The 15,738-nt window shown below is 71.7% G+C and carries 19 protein-coding genes and 1 riboswitch; of the genes, 8 read left to right on the top strand and 11 right to left on the bottom strand.

Going from position 1 to position 15,738, the window contains the following annotated elements; all coding sequences use genetic code 11:
• Positions 1 to 117 precede the first annotated feature (117 nt).
• The 3 genes from AB0411_RS05680 to AB0411_RS05690 form a co-directional block, all read right to left on the bottom strand.
• Positions 118 to 591, bottom strand: coding sequence for a C40 family peptidase (locus AB0411_RS05680; protein WP_366415950.1), 474 nt, complete (start codon positions 589 to 591; stop codon positions 118 to 120).
• A 4-nt stretch (positions 592 to 595) separates the two neighbouring features.
• Positions 596 to 762: riboswitch (cyclic di-AMP (ydaO/yuaA leader) on the bottom strand.
• 310 nt (positions 763 to 1,072) lie between these two features.
• On the bottom strand, positions 1,073 to 1,381 hold the full coding sequence (locus AB0411_RS05685) for a hypothetical protein (protein WP_366416309.1): 309 nt from the start codon (positions 1,379 to 1,381) through the stop codon (positions 1,073 to 1,075).
• A 5-nt stretch (positions 1,382 to 1,386) separates the two neighbouring features.
• Complete coding sequence (locus tag AB0411_RS05690; RefSeq protein WP_366415951.1) at positions 1,387 to 2,022, bottom strand: ATP-dependent Clp protease proteolytic subunit; 636 nt, start codon at positions 2,020 to 2,022, stop codon at positions 1,387 to 1,389.
• A 58-nt stretch (positions 2,023 to 2,080) separates the two neighbouring features.
• Between AB0411_RS05690 and AB0411_RS05695 the strand changes: the two genes are divergently transcribed.
• Positions 2,081 to 2,395, top strand: coding sequence for a type II toxin-antitoxin system Phd/YefM family antitoxin (locus tag AB0411_RS05695; protein WP_366415952.1), 315 nt, complete (start codon positions 2,081 to 2,083; stop codon positions 2,393 to 2,395).
• 39 nt (positions 2,396 to 2,434) lie between these two features.
• Here the strand turns inward: AB0411_RS05695 and AB0411_RS05700 are convergent, their stop codons facing one another.
• Entirely contained in the window at positions 2,435 to 3,379 is a 945-nt protein-coding gene (locus AB0411_RS05700) for a M28 family metallopeptidase (protein ID WP_366415953.1), read from the bottom strand.
• A gap of 531 nt (positions 3,380 to 3,910) precedes the next feature.
• On the opposite strand from AB0411_RS05700, the gene AB0411_RS05705 reads away from it, so the two are divergent.
• The 6 genes from AB0411_RS05705 to AB0411_RS05730 are packed head-to-tail and all read left to right on the top strand — an operon-like array spanning position 3,911 to position 8,550.
• The gene (locus AB0411_RS05705) at positions 3,911 to 4,213 is read left to right on the top strand and encodes an urease subunit gamma (protein ID WP_366415954.1); all 303 of its coding nucleotides are present in this window, start codon (positions 3,911 to 3,913) and stop codon (positions 4,211 to 4,213) included.
• 17 nt (positions 4,214 to 4,230) lie between these two features.
• Complete coding sequence (locus AB0411_RS05710) at positions 4,231 to 4,542, top strand: urease subunit beta (RefSeq protein WP_366415955.1); 312 nt, start codon at positions 4,231 to 4,233, stop codon at positions 4,540 to 4,542.
• Complete coding sequence (locus tag AB0411_RS05715) at positions 4,535 to 6,256, top strand: urease subunit alpha (RefSeq protein WP_366415956.1); 1,722 nt, start codon at positions 4,535 to 4,537, stop codon at positions 6,254 to 6,256. Before AB0411_RS05710 ends, AB0411_RS05715 begins: the two co-directional genes overlap by 8 nt.
• A gap of 41 nt (positions 6,257 to 6,297) precedes the next feature.
• Positions 6,298 to 6,972: an urease accessory protein UreF gene (locus AB0411_RS05720; RefSeq protein ID WP_366415957.1), complete on the top strand. Its 675-nt coding sequence runs from the start codon at positions 6,298 to 6,300 to the stop codon at positions 6,970 to 6,972.
• Between the two features lie 55 nt (positions 6,973 to 7,027).
• A complete protein-coding gene (gene ureG / locus AB0411_RS05725; RefSeq protein WP_366415958.1) occupies positions 7,028 to 7,723 on the top strand; it encodes an urease accessory protein UreG in 696 nt (231 codons plus the stop codon).
• Positions 7,720 to 8,550: an urease accessory protein UreD gene (locus tag AB0411_RS05730; protein WP_366415959.1), complete on the top strand. Its 831-nt coding sequence runs from the start codon at positions 7,720 to 7,722 to the stop codon at positions 8,548 to 8,550. Before ureG ends, AB0411_RS05730 begins: the two co-directional genes overlap by 4 nt.
• Before the next feature lie 16 nt (positions 8,551 to 8,566).
• On the opposite strand, the gene AB0411_RS05735 is transcribed toward AB0411_RS05730, so the two are convergent.
• From AB0411_RS05735 to AB0411_RS05750, 4 genes are all read right to left on the bottom strand, one after another.
• Positions 8,567 to 8,941: a hypothetical protein gene (locus AB0411_RS05735; protein WP_366415960.1), complete on the bottom strand. Its 375-nt coding sequence runs from the start codon at positions 8,939 to 8,941 to the stop codon at positions 8,567 to 8,569.
• Between the two features lie 108 nt (positions 8,942 to 9,049).
• Complete coding sequence (locus tag AB0411_RS05740; protein WP_260634474.1) at positions 9,050 to 9,430, bottom strand: roadblock/LC7 domain-containing protein; 381 nt, start codon at positions 9,428 to 9,430, stop codon at positions 9,050 to 9,052.
• Between the two features lie 70 nt (positions 9,431 to 9,500).
• Positions 9,501 to 10,355, bottom strand: a complete 855-nt coding sequence (locus AB0411_RS05745) for a hypothetical protein (RefSeq protein WP_366415961.1) — start codon at positions 10,353 to 10,355, stop codon at positions 9,501 to 9,503.
• Between the two features lie 43 nt (positions 10,356 to 10,398).
• Positions 10,399 to 10,782 carry a hypothetical protein gene (locus AB0411_RS05750; RefSeq protein ID WP_366415962.1) on the bottom strand — a complete coding sequence of 128 codons (384 nt, stop codon included), beginning with the start codon at positions 10,780 to 10,782 and terminating at the stop codon, positions 10,399 to 10,401.
• 640 nt (positions 10,783 to 11,422) lie between these two features.
• Here AB0411_RS05750 and AB0411_RS05755 point away from each other — a divergent pair.
• Positions 11,423 to 13,063: an alpha/beta hydrolase gene (locus AB0411_RS05755; RefSeq protein ID WP_366415963.1), complete on the top strand. Its 1,641-nt coding sequence runs from the start codon at positions 11,423 to 11,425 to the stop codon at positions 13,061 to 13,063.
• 78 nt (positions 13,064 to 13,141) lie between these two features.
• On the opposite strand, the gene AB0411_RS05760 is transcribed toward AB0411_RS05755, so the two are convergent.
• The 3 genes from AB0411_RS05760 to AB0411_RS05770 all read right to left on the bottom strand — a co-directional run bounded on the left by AB0411_RS05760 (position 13,142) and on the right by AB0411_RS05770 (position 15,668).
• Positions 13,142 to 13,627, bottom strand: coding sequence for a YbaK/EbsC family protein (locus tag AB0411_RS05760; protein WP_366415964.1), 486 nt, complete (start codon positions 13,625 to 13,627; stop codon positions 13,142 to 13,144).
• Positions 13,624 to 14,481: a TIGR02452 family protein gene (locus AB0411_RS05765; protein ID WP_366415965.1), complete on the bottom strand. Its 858-nt coding sequence runs from the start codon at positions 14,479 to 14,481 to the stop codon at positions 13,624 to 13,626. Before AB0411_RS05765 ends, AB0411_RS05760 begins: the two co-directional genes overlap by 4 nt.
• Positions 14,482 to 14,615: 134 nt before the next feature.
• A complete protein-coding gene (locus tag AB0411_RS05770) occupies positions 14,616 to 15,668 on the bottom strand; it encodes an NAD-dependent epimerase/dehydratase family protein (RefSeq protein ID WP_366415966.1) in 1,053 nt (350 codons plus the stop codon).
• Between the last annotated feature and the right edge of the window lie 70 nt (positions 15,669 to 15,738).

Genomic DNA, 15,738 nt, shown 5'->3' on the forward strand with positions numbered 1-15,738 from the left:
GCGATCCGTCCGCGGGGTGGCGGGCCCCCAGGACGGGCGGCCCGTGCGGGGGCGGCCGCCCCGCCACCTCACCCGGGCACGCGGGAGGGTGACCGGGCGCCGGGGTGAACCGGCAGGTCAACCCACGCGCCCGTACGAGACGGAACGGCTCCAGATCCGCTCCAGCCGCACCACGCTCCCGGCCTTGGGCGCATGCCACATCCGGCCCTGCCCCGCGTAGATCCCGACGTGGTAGATGCCGCTGCGCGAATGGAAGAAGACCAGATCGCCGCGTCGGCGCGCGCCGGACGGGATGTGCCGGGTGCGGCTGTACTGCGCGGCCGCGGTGCGTGGCAGGGCCCGGCCGGCCCGCTTGAACGAGTACAGCGTCAGCCCCGAACAGTCGAAGGCGTGCGGCCCCTGGGCGCCGTACCGGTAGGGAGCTCCGCTCTTGGACGCCGCGATCCGTAGGGCATGGACGGATACGGACGCGGCTTCCGCGTTCCCGGCCGCTCCCGGAGCAACGGTGGTCCCGCCGAGCGTGACCAGCGTCAGAGCGGTGACGGTGCCGGCGCGTGCCAGCAGATTCGGCGTATGCATGCGCACGGTCATGCGCAAACCCTTCGTCAGCCGCCTGCGAAGGAAGACCTGTCGGGTTCGGGCAGGCGAAGATGCCCGGCCGTGCGTACGGCTTCACCCCAAGAAGTCCTCGGCCGTCAAGGCCGGGACCCCGTCCTGCTCGGGTCCTCCGCTCCCGCCGATCCACATCGTCGACCGGACATCCGGCACGGCGGCGGGATTGGGCGCCCGTCCGGACCGCCCCGTCGCTGTGGCGGGGTCTTGTCGTCGAAGGGATCGTCACGCACCCGGCACCCGAATTCCGAGCCGAAAATGCCGTATGTGAGATGGGTCACAATTGACCCGAATGGTTAGTTTTGTTCCCTCAGGTGCCGCGGCGCGGGGTGTTGCACCCCGCGGACCAGCGGCGAAACATCCGGGCCCGGGGGAATTGTGTCCGCCCGCGCAATTCGTCGCCTCCTCAGATCGGGTGCGGAGGCTACGCCGTATGCGCAGCCTTTCCGCGTGTCCCGCGTCAGTTCTCCCCGGGTGGCGGCATCGCCACGAGCCCGGCCCGGCGCTCGCCGTCCAGCACCCGCAGGGCGCGGGTCAGCGTCGCGCGGTGCACTTCGCTCTCGCCCCGGCTGTGCATCAGCGTCAGTGCGTCCCGCAGCCGGACTGCCTTGCCGACCAGCGCCTGGGCGGCCCGCAGTCCGGTGTAGGTGCCGCCGCAGCGGGCCGGGTTGATCCGGCCGAGCAGATCGAGCACCTCCAGATAGCTGTCGACGAGTTCGCCCTCGGCGCGGGTGAGCGCGGGCAGCGGCGGCGGTTCGGGCGGCAGCACCGCGCTCACCGCGCCGCGGGCTGGAGCGCCGACTGCTTGCGGTTGCGGGTGATCTGGTCGATCAGGCCGTACTCCTGGGCGGCGCGGGCGTCGAAGATCTTGTCGCGCTCGATGTCGGCGGCGATCCGCTCACGGGGCTGCCCGGTGTGCCGCGCCAGCATCTCCTCCAGCATCTCGCGGGTGCGCAGCAGTTCCTGTGCCTGGATCTGCAGATCGCTGGCCTGCCCCTGGACGGGTTCGCTGAACGATGGCTGATGGATCAGGACCCGGGCGCCGGGCAGCGCCAGCCGCTTCCCGGGCGCGCCGGCGGCCAGCAGCACCGCGGCGGACGAGGCGGCCTGCCCCAGGCAGACGGTCGCCACGTCGCACGACACGAAGCGCATCGTGTCGTAGATGGCGGTCATCGCCGTGAAGGAGCCGCCGGGGGAGTTGATGTAGAGCGAGATGTCCTGCTCGGGCGCGGCGTGTTCGAGGTGGATGAGCTGCGCCATCACGTCGTTGGCGGAGGTGTCGTCGATCGGGGCGCCCAGGAAGACGATGCGCTCGTCGAGCAGCTTGGAATACGGGTCCATGGTGCGCGACCCCTGCGAGGTGCGCTCGGTGAACTCCGGAAGGACATGGCGGGCCGTCGGTTGCAGCATGTCTGCTCCTCTCTTCCGTGAAAAATGTACAGGATGTACATCCCGTTAGAATGGGAGCATGGCCTACGAAATTCCGGTGACGCAAGCTCGTGCGGAGCTGGCGGATCTGATCAACCGAGTCGTCTACGGCGGTGAGCGGGTGGTCGTCACCCGCCACGGCAAGCCGCTGGTGGCGCTGGTGTCCGCCGCTGACCTGCAGCTTCTGGAAGAGCTGGGGCGGCGTGAACAGGGTGCGGAGGACGAGCAGGTGATCAGCACGGTCTCGTCCGTGCGGCAGCTGCCGTCCGCTCCGGGCGAACGGCGGCGCTTCGGCATCGCGGCAGAACACCGCGACCCGGCCGCCGGGGACCGGCGGCCGGGTCGCGAGAGTTGACGGTTCAGCAGGTGCTGACCGTGCGGTGGGGCAGGTGGTTCAGGAGCTGAGCTCCCACACCGCGTGGGCGATGGCGTCCGTGTTGGTGTCCAGCGACTTCTCGTCGATGTTCTTCGTGGTGTCGCAGGCCTGGTGGTAGCAGGCGTCGAACGCCTTGCCGGCTTCGCCGCCCCAGTTCTTCGCCTGCTCGGCGGTCTTCTTGTAGTCCGCGCCGGAGAAGAAGCCGCCGACCGGGATGCCCGCGTCCTTGAAGGAGGCGTGGTCCGAGCGGCCGTCGCCCTCGGTGTCCTTCTCGGTGGTGATGTTCTTCTTGGCGTAGAAGTCCTTGAGGACCTTCTCCAGGCGGGTGTCGTCGTCGTAGACGTAGTAGCCCGGGTTGGGGGAGCCGATCATGTCGAAGTTGAGGTACGAGTCGATCTTCGACTTGTCGGCGCCGAGCTTGTCGACATAGGCCTGCGAGCCGACCATGCCGTCCTCTTCGTCGCCCCACCAGCCGAACCGCAGGTGCTTGGTGGGCTTGAGGCCCGACTTGGCGACGGCGAGCGCCACTTCGAGGATGCCGGCCGAGCCGGAGCCGTTGTCGTTGATGCCGGGGCCCGCGGGGACCGAGTCCAGGTGGGCGCCCGCCATCACGGTCTTGCTCTCGTCGCCGCCCGGCCAGTCGGCGACGAGGTTGTAGCCCTTGGTGCCGCCGCCGTCGAACTCCTGGATCTTCGTGGTGAAGCCGGCCTTGTCCAGCTTCTCCTTGAGGAAGTCGACGGACGCCTTGTAGCCGGGCTTGCCGTGGGCGCGGTTGCCGCCGTTGGCGTCGGCGATCGACTGGAGCTGGTCCAGGTCGGCCTTGACGGCCTTGACGTCGATGTCCGGGGCGGCCTTCGGCGCGGGATCGGCGTAGGCGCCGGCCGTGGTGAAGAGGGTGGCGGCGAGGGCGGTGACGGCGCCCGAGGCCAGCACGACCCGGCGTATTCGAGTGGAACGAGTCACGATGTGGCTCCTGGTGTGGGGGGATGGAGCTGCTTCGATGCGCGTCATGGAATGACGCGCACATGAGAATTGCGATCACTCCGGGAACCGTCAAGAGCGCATACCGGTCAGTTGCGTTCGCGGAGCGGGGCGCTGCCGGTTTGTGCGGTTCGTGGTGGTGGGTGACGCATGGGAGGACTCTGTCCCCCGCTTTCCGCCGGTCGTCGAGGGGTGGTTCTCGCCACCGGATTCCGCGTACTCCAAGGGGAGCGAGGGGGTGAAACCGCCCCGGGAATCGGTTGCCGTGCCGTAACGGGCAGTGATGACACCGCGTTACATCAGGCGAAAGAGGGGACGCGAACGTGTCCCTGGTTGTAACGCCGACGAAATCCCGCCGAACTAGTCTCCGGGCCTGGGGCTGTTGATGGCCAAGTGCTGGAAGTCGGTTTGCTCCTCCTTTAATTACTGCGTGGTACATCTATCGACACAGGTGCGTCCACGCCTGTGACCTGGGCTCTTGCGTCCGGGCGGGAAGACTGTGAGGTGGAACGTATGCAACTGACCCCGCATGAACAAGAACGCTTGATGATTCATGTGGCGGCAGACGTGGCCGAAAAACGCCGTTCCCGGGGGGTGAAGCTGAACCACCCGGAATCGATGGCACTGCTGACCGTGCACATCCTCGAAGGCGCACGGGACGGCCGCACCGTCGCCGAGCTCATGTCCTCCGGCCGCAAGGTGCTCAGCCGCGACGAGGTCATGGAGGGCGTGCCGGAGATGATCCACGACGTACAGGTCGAGGCCACCTTCCCGGACGGCACCAAGCTCGTCACCGTTCACGAACCCATCAGCTGACCGGGGGAGAGCAGACGATGATCCCGGGACAGATCCTCCACGCCGACGAGCCGGTGCGCCTCAACGAAGGGCTCCCCGTCACGCGCCTGACCGTCCTCAACGCCGCCGACCGCCCCGTCCAGGTCGGCTCCCACTACCACTTCGCCGAGGCCAATCCCGGCCTCGACTTCGACCGCGCGGCCGCGCACGGCAAGCGGCTGAACGTCCCGGCCGGCTCCGCCGTGCGCTTCGAACCCGGCATCCCCACCGAGGTCGAACTCGTCCCCCTCGGGGGCAAGCGCATCGTCGTCGGCCTGCGGGGCGAGACCGGAGGCACTCTCGATGGCTGAGCTGACCCGCCAGGCGTACGCCGATCTCTTCGGCCCGACCGCCGGCGACCGGATCCGGCTCGCCGACACCGACCTGCTCATCGAGATCACCGAGGACCGTTCCGGCGGGCCCGGCCGGGCCGGCGACGAGGCGGTCTTCGGCGGCGGCAAGGTGATCCGCGAATCGATGGGGCAGTCCCGCGCCACCCGCGCCGAGGGCACCCCCGACACCGTGATCACCGGCGCGGTCGTGCTGGACCACTGGGGCATCGTCAAGGCCGACGTCGGCATCCGCGACGGGCGGATCACCGCCCTGGGCAAGGCCGGGAACCCCGACACCATGGACGGCGTCCACCCCGACCTGGTCATCGGCCCGGAGACCGAGATCATCGCCGGCAACGGCAAGATCCTCACAGCCGGCGGCATCGACACCCACGTCCACTTCATCTGCCCCCAGCAGGCCGACGAAGCGCTGGCCTCCGGTGTCACCACGCTCATCGGCGGCGGCACCGGACCGGCCGAGGGCAGCAAGGCCACCACCATCACCCCCGGCGCCTGGCACGTGGCCCGGATGTTCGAGGCGATGGACTCCCTGCCGGTCAACGTCGGCCTCCTCGGCAAGGGCAACACCACCTCCCTCGCCTCGATGCGCGACCAGCTGCGGGCCGGCATCCTCGGCTTCAAGATCCACGAGGACTGGGGCGCCACCCCCGCCGTGCTCGACGCCTGCCTGACCGTCTGCGAGGAGAGCGGCGCCCAGCTCGCGATCCACACCGACACCCTCAACGAGGCCGGGTTCCTCGGCGACACCCTCGCCGCCATCGCCGGCCGCGGCATCCACGCCTTCCACGTCGAGGGCGCCGGCGGCGGCCACGCCCCCGACATGATCGCGATGGTCTCCGAGCCGAACGTGCTCCCCGCCTCGACCAACCCCACCCGGCCGCACACCGTCAACACCGTCGAGGAGCACCTCGACATGCTGATGGTCTGCCACCACCTCAACCCGGCCGTCCCCGAGGACCTGGCCTTCGCCGAGTCCCGGATCCGGCCCTCCACCATCGCGGCCGAGGACATCCTGCACGATCTCGGCGCCATCTCGATCATGTCCTCCGACGCCCAGGCCATGGGCCGGATCGGCGAGGTCGTGCTGCGGACGTGGCAGACCGCCCATGTCATGAAGCGGCGCCGCGGCCTCCTGCCGGGCGACGGCCGCGCGGACAACCACCGCGCCCGCCGCTATGTCGCCAAGTACACGATCAACGCGGCCCTCGCGCAGGGCATCGACCATGTCGTCGGCTCCGTCGAGGACGGCAAGCTCGCCGACCTCGTGCTGTGGGACCCGGCGTTCTTCGGCGTCAAACCGCAGCTGGTCATCAAGGGCGGCCAGATCGCCTACGCGCAGATGGGCGACGCCAACGCCTCCATCCCCACCCCGCAGCCGGTGCTGCCCCGCCCGATGTTCGGCGCCACCGGCAGGGCCCCGGGCAGCAACTCGGTCAACTTCGTCTCCCAGCAGGCCCTGGACGACGCGCTGCCCGAGCGCCTCACGCTGGCCAAGCGCTACGAGGCCATCCGCAGCACCCGCGGCCGCACCAAGGCCGACATGCGCAACAACGATGCCCTGCCCCGCGTCCAGGTCGACCCCGACACCTTCACCGTGACCATCGACGGCGAGGTGGTCGAGCCGCAGCCCGCCCGCGAGCTGCCGATGGCCCAGCGGTACTTCCTCTTCTGAGATCCGCCGATGAACCTCCCGACGACCACCCCGGACCACCGATGAGCCGCGCCGCGCTGCTCGTCCTCGCCGACGGCCGGTTCCCCGCCGGCGGGCACGCCCACTCGGGCGGCGCCGAAGCGGCCGTCGCCGCGGGACGCATCACGGACGCCGCCACCCTGGAGACCTTCTGCCGGGGCCGGCTGCACACCGCCGGCCTGGTCGCCGCGGCACTCGCCGCCGCGGCCGCGGACGGTCACGACCCGCTCCTCCTGGACGACGCCGCCGATGCGCGTACCCCGGTGCCCGCGCTGCGGCAGGTCGCCCGGCGGCTCGGCCGGCAGATGATGCGGGCCGCCCGTGCGACCTGGCCGAGCGAGGCACTCGACGCGCTCGCCGCGGCCCGCCCCCGCGGCGCCCACCAGCCCGTCGTCCTGGGCCTGGCCGCCCGGTCGGCGGGCCTGCCGCCGCTCGATGCCGCCTACGCCGCGGCCTACGAGAACATCAGCGGCCCGGCCACCGCGGCCGTCCGGCTGCTGAGCCTGGACCCCTTCGACGCCACCGCCGTGCTCGCCCGCCTCACCACCGAGCTCGACCAGGTCGCCCACCAGGCCACCGACGCCGCGCTGCGGACCGGCGCCGAGGGAACCGGCGCACTGCCCGCGGCCTCCGCGCCGCTGCTCGACATCGCCGCCCAACAGCACGCCGCCTGGCCGGTACGCCTCTTCGCGTCCTGACCCGGCCGCCCTTCCGGCGGATCCCGCGCCGCCCGACCCCACCACCGGAGTGACCATGCACCTCGACCACAAGGACACCTTCCCCGAGCGCCACACCTACAGCGCCGCAGACCCCGTCCGTCCCGACGGGGCCCGCCGCGCCCTGCGCATCGGTCTGGGCGGCCCGGTCGGCACCGGCAAGACCGCCACCGTCGCGGCACTGTGCCGCGCGCTGCGCGACGAGCTGGCCCTCGCTGTCGTCACCAACGACATCTACACCCGCGAGGACGCGGAATTCCTGCTCCGCGAGGCCGTCCTGCCCGCCGAGCGGATCGCCGCCGTCGAGACCGGCGCCTGCCCGCACACCGCCATCCGCGACGACATCTCCGCCAACCTCGAAGCCGTCGAGGATCTGGAGGAGGCGGTCGGCCCGCTCGATCTCGTCCTGGTCGAATCCGGCGGCGACAACCTCACCGCGACCTTCTCCAAGGGCCTGGTCGACGCCCAGATCTTCGTGATCGACGTGGCCGGCGGCGACGACATCCCGCGCAAGGGCGGCCCCGGCGTCACCACCTCCGACCTGCTCGTCATCAACAAGACCGACCTCGCGCCGTACGTCGGAGTCGACCTGGCGGGCATGGCCCGCGACGCCAAGGCGCAGCGCGGCGACCTGCCGGTCGTCTTCACCGCCCTGAAGACGGAGAACGGCGTCCGGCCGGTGGCGGACTGGGTCCGCGGACGGCTGGCCGACTGGACCGCGGGCCCGGCATGACCCTCGCACCCCCCGCGCCGCAGACGGCCCGCGCCGCCGGCGGGCTGTGCGCCACCGCCCGACTCGTCGCGCGGGCCGACGCGGCGAGCGGCACCACCCGGCTGCCGGTCCTCGACGGCGACGGACCCTTCGCGCTGCGCCGCATCCGCGGGCACGGCGATCAGGCGAGGGTCTGTGTCGTGGGCGCCATGAGCGCCCCGCTCGGCGGCGACCGGCTGGGCATCGATGCCACCGCCGAGGCGGGCAGCGCGCTGCACCTCACCTCCGCCGCCGCGACCGTCGCGCTGCCCGGCCGCACGGGGGAACACGCCTGCTACGACGTGTGGTTGACGGTCGGCGACGGCGCACGGCTCGACTGGCTGCCCGAACCGCTGATCTCCGCGGCGGGCAGCGACCTGCGGATGACCACCACCGTCGAACTGGCCCCCACCGCACGCCTGGTGCTCCGCGAGGAACAGGTCCTGGGGCGCACCGGAGAGGAGACCGGCACCCTGCGCAGCCGGCTCACCGTCCGCCGGGGCGGCCGGACCCTGCTCGACCAGGAGACGGCGTACGGGCCCGGTGCCCCCGGCTGGGACACCTCGGCCGTCCTGGGCGGGCATCGTGCCGTGGGCCAACTCCTGGTCGTCGGGCCGGAGTTCGAGGAGTCGCCGGCCGAGGTGCGGCTGCTCGGTGACGCGGCGGGGGACGAGGCCCCTGGCGGCACGGGACAAGGCGTCCTGGCGCCGCTCGCCGGGGCCGGGGCCCTGGCCACGGCCGTGGCCCCGGACGCGCTCCGGCTGCGGCGCCTCCTGGACGAGGCCGCCCGGAGTGCGGCCACCGGGTGACGGCGGCCGCCCCGCCTCAGACCTCCAGGTCGCTTTCCAGCCGTGCCAGGCGCAGGCGCGCCAGCGCGAGGTTGGCGCGCTTGCGGTCGAGCACCAGGTAGAGGAAGAGGCCGCTGCCGCTCTTGCCGGTCACCGGGCGGATGATGTGGTACTGCGCGGTCAGGGTGATGAGCATGTCCTCGATGGCGCCCTGGAGTTCCAGCATCTCCATGGTGCGCATCTTGGCCCGTACGACATCGGTGTTGCCGGCCGCCGCGACATTGAGGTCCAGGGCCTGCTTGTCGCCCAGGGTGGCCAGGGCCATGCCGCTGGTGTAGTCGACCAGGGCGACGCCGACCGCGCCCTCGATGGTCGACATCGCGTCGGCGAGAGCGGATTCCAGTTGAGCCATGAGGGGTTCAGACCTTTCGATTTTCCGGGGGTGTTGCCGGGCTCCCGGGCTTCCGCGGTTGCGGGCCTCCGGGTTCTGCGTTCGTGCGGGTGCGTGGGGGTTGGTCCGTTACCGGTCGGGTGGTGCGTCCACGAGGGCGCCGATCCGCTCCGCGGCCCTTCTGGCCTGCAGATGGAGCCGCCCCACGTTGGTGTCCGGGCTCGCCACCGCGGTCAGGACCGCCCGCCGCCCGGCCGAGTAGGCCGCGATATAGCCCTCCGAGCCGCGGGTCAGGGATTCCTCGAAGGCGCCCTGTCCGGTGGCGTCGGTGAGTCGCTTGGCGACACCGATCGCCGCGGCGGTGAGGGCCGCCAGGCCGTCCGGCTCGATGTCCGGCAGATCATGGGCGATCACCATGCCGTCGACGCTCGCCACCATCCCGCCCCGGAAGTGGCGCACTTGATCACGCAACGTATGCAGTTCCTCCCGTATCCGGGGTTCGATCGTCATCAGTCTCCTTTTCACGGCGTGCCTTCTGATGACGCGCCTCATGGGGTGCACTGTCTTCGTGCGCAGGGGCTCACAGGGTTTCCTCCAACGCCGTACGCAGGCGGACCAGGAGGGCAACATCCGGATCGGCGGTGGCGAGGATCTCCGGCTCCGGCAGTTGCCAGGCCGCGGCGGGGCCTCCTGGGGTGACGGGGGCGGGACCGTTCAGACCGGCGCCGGGCCGCCGTCGGGGGAGGGGAGCCGGCGCGGGCGCCCGGGGGATGCGGACGAGGCCGGCGGCGGCGAGGCGGCGGATGTCCAGCAGCGTGCCGAACGCGGACTGTCCCAGCGCCCTGGCCAGGTCATACGGCGTGTGCCTGCCGTCGGCGAGGGCGAGCAGCCGCCGTTGGCGGCTCGTGGTGGGGGCCGGGGGGTGCGGGTGGACGGGCACGACGGGCGAGGAGTCGACCGCCGCCCAGGGGCGCAGCCGGTCGAGCAGCAGCCGGCGGTGGGCCGTCGCCTGCTGGAGGGCGGTGGCGCTGACGGGGCGTATGACCCCCAGCCAGTGCCCGGCCCCGGGCGTGAAGGTCGTGGTCTCGGGGGTCAGCGGCAGGGCGAAGAACGCGGCGTCGAGCAGCGCGGCGAGATGGCATATCTCCAGTTCGCCCTGCGTCAACCACCCTTTGCCGACCAGGAACTGGCCGCCGCTCTGCTGCGGTCCCGCCGTCTCCGCGGCGTACTGCCAGCCCTGCGGCGGCAGTTTCCCGGACGCGGCCAGCCGGAGGTCGAGTCCGGGGGCGGCGGTGCCCTCGATGCAGTAGACGGCGCCGTCGAGAAGGTAGAAGCAGCCGTGCGGGCCGCTGAGGGCGCCGGTGACGCGTTCGGCGGCGAACCGGTCGAGCAGCCCGGCCGGGGCGGGCGGGTGAGGAGATATGGGCAGGCCCATGGCTGGTTCCCTTACCGTTCGTGCGGTGTGGCGGAGCGCGCCGTCAGGACGCGACCAGCTCCGCCGCCAGATCGCGCAGCCGGAGCCGGGCGACGGCGAGATTGGCCTGTGTGCGGTCCAGCCAGAGGTAGAGGTAGGTCTGGCTGTCGAAGGCCGTGTGCACAAAACGGATGAGGTGGTAGCTGCCCGCAGCCGTGATGATGAGGTCTTCGAGATCCGTGCCGACGGCGCCGGTGGTGTCGAAGGTGGCGTTGCGCGCCACGGCCTGCACCACCTCCGCGGTGTCGGCGGCGGCCGCGTCGTGATCGTCGTGCGGTGCCCGGCCCGCCGTGCCGAGGGTCAGACCACTGGTCCAGTCGATCAGCCCCGCGCCCCGAACGCCGGGAATCCCCATCGCTTGGGACAACACCTGATCGATACCCGGCACTTCGGATCTCCTTCGCGACGGCCCGGACGCGGCGTGAAAACGTCGAAGCCCTCCCTTGTGGCGGTGAGTGGGAGAGCCTTCACGGAAGGTTACTGAAGGTGTGCGGCTGGCACATGCCCGATGGGCAGGTCTACGGCAATTGACGTATTCTCGCCCCTGCGCGCCCCTCCGGGAGCCATTGCGCCGCCTCGCGCTCCGCCTGGTCACCCCCGGCCGTGAACTCCCCGCCGAGCGGCCCGAACCAGCCGCGAACTGTTCTGTTGTCCCGTCACCTGCGGCTTCTGAGGCCCGAGTTGAGGGTCCCACGGGTGGGGTGGCGGTGACGCGGGAGCAGGCACTGCCGACGGGCGGTGTTGGCCGGAAAGGTGAGGTTCCGCTGCGCTCTTTGGCCGTTCGCCGCTGGTGCAGGGGGGGTGCGGCCTCCGCGCCGCCGGTGCGCCGGCGCGGCACCCGGCGCACTCCGCGGCCCCGCGGAGCGCCACTCCGGCCGCGGCCGGAGCCGCCACGGCCGGAAACCTACAGCTTGGTAAAGAAGTGCGGGTCAAGCCTGTTCAAGAGCGGACGCCACACGTCAGGATCCCTCCGTAAGCCTGTGATCACGCCACCACAAGTGGCACACCATGCAGGGGGAATCAACCACGTGAGAAAAACAGCAGCGCTCGGCGCCGCCGGCACTCTGGTGACCGGCGCGCTCCTTGCCGGAGCGATATCCGCCACGCCCGCCAGCGCGGGCGACAAGCACCAGCGCGGTTCGGCCGAAGCACGCGGTGTGGCGGTCGCTGCCGCGCGCGCGGCCAAGAAGGGCGTCGACTGGCAGGACTGCCCTGCCGACTGGGGTTTCAAGTCGCCGATCCAGTGCGGCTATGTCACCGTCCCGGTCGACTACGCACGGCCCAACGGCCGCACCATCAAGATCGCCGTGGACCGTGCCGTCAGCACCGGCACCAAGAAGGAGCGTCAGGGCGCCCTCGTCTACAACCCCGGCGGCCCCGGCGGTTCGGGCATGAGGTTCCCGACCCGCATCACCACCAAGAGTGCCCTGTGGACCAAGACCGCGAAGGCGTACGACTTCGTCGGCTTCGACCCCCGGGGCGTGGGCCACTCCGCGCCGATCTCCTGCATGAACCCGCAGGAGTTCGTCAAGGCGCCCAAGGCCGACCCGGTGCCGGACAGCGAGGCGGACAAGCGCGCCCAGCGCAAGCTCGCCAAGGAGTACGCCGACGGCTGTGCCGAGCGCAGCCACGGCCTCCTGCCCTACATGACCACCAAGAACACCGCCCGCGACCTGGACGTGATCCGCGCCGCGCTCGGTGAGAAGAAGCTCAACTACCTGGGCGTCTCCTACGGCACCTACCTGGGCGCCGTCTACGGGACGCTCTTCCCGCAGCACGTCCGCCGGATGCTCGTCGACAGCGTCGTGGACCCGGCGCGCGAGAAGATCTGGTACCAGGCCAACCTCGACCAGGACATCGCCTTCGAGACCCGCTGGGGCGACTGGAAGAAGTGGGTCGCCAAGAACGACGCCACCTACCACATCGGGAACACCCCCGAGAAGGTCCAGGCGGCGTGGGAGAAGCTGCGCGCGACCGCGAAGAAGAGCCCCGTCGGCGGAGTCGTCGGCCCCGCCGAGCTGACCGGCTTCTTCCAGAACGCGCCGTACTACGACTCCATGTGGGCCCCGGTCGCCGAGGTCTGGAGCGCGTACCTCTCCGGCAACACCAAGCCGCTGGTGGAGAACGCCGGTCCGAACCTCCTGGACGTCGCGGGCAACACCGCCGCGGAGAACGGCAACGCCGTCTACACGGCCGTCGAGTGCACCGACGCCAAGTGGCCGACCAGCTGGCAGAAGTGGGACCGCGACAACACCCGCATCCACCAGCAGGCACCGTTCATGACCTGGTCCAACGCCTGGATGAACCTGCCCTGCGCCACCTGGCCGGTCAAGCAGCAGCGGCCGGTCGACGTCAAGACCGGCAAGGGCCTGCCGAGCGTGCTGATCGTGCAGAGCACCCGTGACGCGGCCACGCCGTACGGCGGCGCGGTCGAGCTGCACCACCGTTTCAAGGGCTCGCGCCTGATCACCGAGCGGGACGCCGGTTCGCACGGTGTCACCGGCCTGGTCAACCCCTGCATCAACGACCGGGTCGACGCGTACTTCCTGGAAGGGAAGACCGACGCGAAGGACGTGACCTGCGCCCCGCACGCCACGCCCCAGCCGACCAAGTCGACGGCGAAGTCCGCGGTCGGCAAGGTGGCCTCCCTCCTGCCGGTCGTCCCGTAGCGACGGCAGGAACCGTGCCGGCCTGACCTGACGGCACGCGGGGGCGGCCGGGAATCCTCCCGGCCGCCCCTGCCGTCGTCAGCCCGCGATCGGTTCGACCCGCGGTTCCGCGATCGCCGCATAGTCCGCCGTGGCCAGCGCCAGCGAGCGATCCAGCCGGGCCGCATTGAAGAAGATCTCCGGCTGCTCCAGCAGCGCCGGATCGACGACCAGGGCCAGCTCCTCGTCGAAGGAGAACGGCAGGATCGTCCCGCTGACACTGCGCGCCAGCCGCTCCGCGACCTCGGGCGTGGCGAACCCGGCGTACGAGCCGCCCAGCAGCGCCTTCACCGCCCCCAGGTCCACCCGCCGGTCGCCCGGCACGACCGCCAGCACATAGCGCTTGGTCTTCTTGCCCAGCTTGACCATCACCACGATGCACTTGGCGGCCTGCTCGACGGCGTTCCCGCGCAGCGCGCTGACCGCCTCCGTCGCCCCCTCCTCGGCGTGCTCGTAGATCCGGTAGCGCGCCCCGCGCTCGTCCAGCAGGCCGATCAGCTCGGTGTACGTCTCGTGGTCGGTCATCGTGGCTCCACACTCCTGCTCTCGTCGCTCACATCGGCAAACACCGCGGAGAAGGCGGCCCGGGTGGGGGAGGCCGCCCGGCGGTCCAGCACGGCGAACACCACGCGGTCGAACCAGCCGCCGAACCGGCCGCCGTCCAGCAGCGCGGCCGCGAACGCCCGTGCCACATCGGCCGGTTCGTTGCAAAACACCCCGCATCCCCAGGCACCGAGCACCAGTTGACGGTGCCCGCCGGCCGCCGCGACCTCCAGCACCCGTTCCGCCCGCACCACCAGGGCCGCCGCCACCCGACCGGTCTCGGCCGGCCGCTGCCGGGCGATCACCCCCGCGTTCGGCGCCGCGGCCGTCAAGAAGCCCGCTTCGTACGGCACGTCGAGCAGGGTGCCGCGATCGTCGCGGAACACCGGGACACCGGGGGAGAGGATGACCCGGTCGCTGTAGAACGGGCTCGGGTCGGCCCGGTGCGCGGCATGGAAGTCCGGTGCCTCGCGCACACACGCATAGAGCGCCGAGCCCCGGCACAGCGCCTCCTCCTGCGCCTGCGCACCGTTGAGGTAGCCGCCGCCGGGATTGCGCGCGGAGGCGAAGTTCAGCACGGCGAGCGGCCCGCCGCCCGCCTCCGCCAGCCGCCGCCCCGCCGTGAGGCTGCCCTCTCCCGTCACCTCGAACACCGTGCGCACCCGCCGGGGCGGCGCCGCCCCGGCGACCGGTTCCGGTCCGTGGAGCCGCGTCCCGGCCCGGGCCCGTCCGACCGCCGCCGCGATCTCCACCAGCCGTCCGTCCGGTGCGCGATACGCACCCGCAGCGACGATCTTCTCCGTCTCCTGCGCCATGCCGCGCAGCCGGGCACTCATCGTCGGCGCCCCCGTATCCCGTCGTTCATAGTGATCAAGGTACGGGCCGGCGGCGCGCCCGGCGATCGGATTTCGCCGCCCGCCGCCCGCCGCCCGCCGCCCGCGGTCTGCCGCCCGCAGGGCCGCGACCGTCCTCAGCCCTGCCCGCCCCGGGCCGCCAGCCAGTGGTCCTCGGCGGCGTAGCCGAACAGCTTCTCGTCCGGGTAGACGCCGGCCATCAGCGGGAACACCTCCTGCCAGTCCCGCCCCTCGACCCGGTCGACCAGCCACTCCACCGTCTCCGGCAGCGACTCCTCGTACGTCGTCACCGCGCGGTAGCCCAACTCGCGCTCCGCCGCCGTCATGTCGTAGACGATGGGGTGCGGGCCCGACCACGGCGTATCGCCGACACCGCTCGACGGCGGGGCGCCGTCCACCGCCACGACCTCGCTCCTGGGCGCGCCCATCACGGCGTCCACCGCCGCCGAGATCCCGGCGACCGTCGGGGCCTGCGGATCCCCCGCGTTGAGCACCCGTGAGCCCGGCCGTCGAGCCGCCAGCCGGACCAACTCGGCGAGGTTGTCCACATGCACGGGATGGAAGCTGCTGCCGCCGTAGGCGAGCACCCGCACCCGGCGTCCGTCCAGCACCCGCTTGACGAAGTACAGCTCACGGGGCAGGGGACTGTACGGGCCGTGGATGGCGCCGGCCCGCAGCAGGGTCACCGGCAGCCGGTCGCCCTGCGCCAGCAACGCCTGCTCCAGGGCGGCCTTGCGGGTCATGTAGTTCTCGTCACCGGGGGGCACGGTCGGCTGGGATTCCGGGAGGGGCAACGGATAGGCCGGGGCGCCGTCCGGCTCGCCCATGGTGGCGAAACCGCGCCCCCTGTCGTCCTCGTACACCGAGCCGCTGGAGATCACCACCGCCGATCCGATCCGGTCCGCCAGCGCGGTCAACTGCCGGGCGTGCGCAGCCCCGTAGGCCACACAGTCCAGCAGGACGTCGCAGCCCTCGCCGACCAGCCCGGCCAGCGCCGCGTCGTCCTCCCGGTCCACCGCCACCGGGCGGACCTCCTCGGGCCAGGAGTCGTCGCGCCCGCCGCGCCGGGACGCGGCCCGCACCTCCCAGCCGTCCCGCGCCAGGGCCCGCACCGCGGCCCGCCCGATCTGCCCGCTCGCCCCGATCACCACTGCGCTGCCTGATGTCATGCCAGGAACCCTAGGAACGGGAGCGGACGGCGGCAGCCGGGTTCGCCGACGGCGCAAGGAGACCGCCGTC

The sequence above is a fragment of the Streptomyces angustmyceticus genome (assembly GCF_040701845.1).
Lineage (GTDB): Bacteria > Actinomycetota > Actinomycetes > Streptomycetales > Streptomycetaceae > Streptomyces > Streptomyces angustmyceticus_A.

Coding starts and splice junctions, on each gene's coding strand:
- AB0411_RS05760 (WP_366415964.1), bottom strand. CDS start 13,627: ATGACCGACCACGAGACGTACACCGAGCTGATCGGCCTGCTGGACGAG.
- AB0411_RS05735 (WP_366415960.1), bottom strand. CDS start 8,941: ATGGCTCAACTGGAATCCGCTCTCGCCGACGCGATGTCGACCATCGAG.
- AB0411_RS05715 (WP_366415956.1), top strand. CDS start 4,535: ATGGCTGAGCTGACCCGCCAGGCGTACGCCGATCTCTTCGGCCCGACC.
- AB0411_RS05765 (WP_366415965.1), bottom strand. CDS start 14,481: ATGAGTGCCCGGCTGCGCGGCATGGCGCAGGAGACGGAGAAGATCGTC.
- AB0411_RS05690 (WP_366415951.1), bottom strand. CDS start 2,022: ATGCTGCAACCGACGGCCCGCCATGTCCTTCCGGAGTTCACCGAGCGC.
- AB0411_RS05695 (WP_366415952.1), top strand. CDS start 2,081: ATGGCCTACGAAATTCCGGTGACGCAAGCTCGTGCGGAGCTGGCGGAT.
- AB0411_RS05770 (WP_366415966.1), bottom strand. CDS start 15,668: ATGACATCAGGCAGCGCAGTGGTGATCGGGGCGAGCGGGCAGATCGGG.
- AB0411_RS05705 (WP_366415954.1), top strand. CDS start 3,911: ATGCAACTGACCCCGCATGAACAAGAACGCTTGATGATTCATGTGGCG.
- AB0411_RS05730 (WP_366415959.1), top strand. CDS start 7,720: ATGACCCTCGCACCCCCCGCGCCGCAGACGGCCCGCGCCGCCGGCGGG.
- AB0411_RS05710 (WP_366415955.1), top strand. CDS start 4,231: ATGATCCCGGGACAGATCCTCCACGCCGACGAGCCGGTGCGCCTCAAC.
- AB0411_RS05680 (WP_366415950.1), bottom strand. CDS start 591: ATGACCGTGCGCATGCATACGCCGAATCTGCTGGCACGCGCCGGCACC.
- AB0411_RS05740 (WP_260634474.1), bottom strand. CDS start 9,430: ATGACGATCGAACCCCGGATACGGGAGGAACTGCATACGTTGCGTGAT.
- AB0411_RS05720 (WP_366415957.1), top strand. CDS start 6,298: ATGAGCCGCGCCGCGCTGCTCGTCCTCGCCGACGGCCGGTTCCCCGCC.
- AB0411_RS05745 (WP_366415961.1), bottom strand. CDS start 10,355: ATGGGCCTGCCCATATCTCCTCACCCGCCCGCCCCGGCCGGGCTGCTC.
- ureG (WP_366415958.1), top strand. CDS start 7,028: ATGCACCTCGACCACAAGGACACCTTCCCCGAGCGCCACACCTACAGC.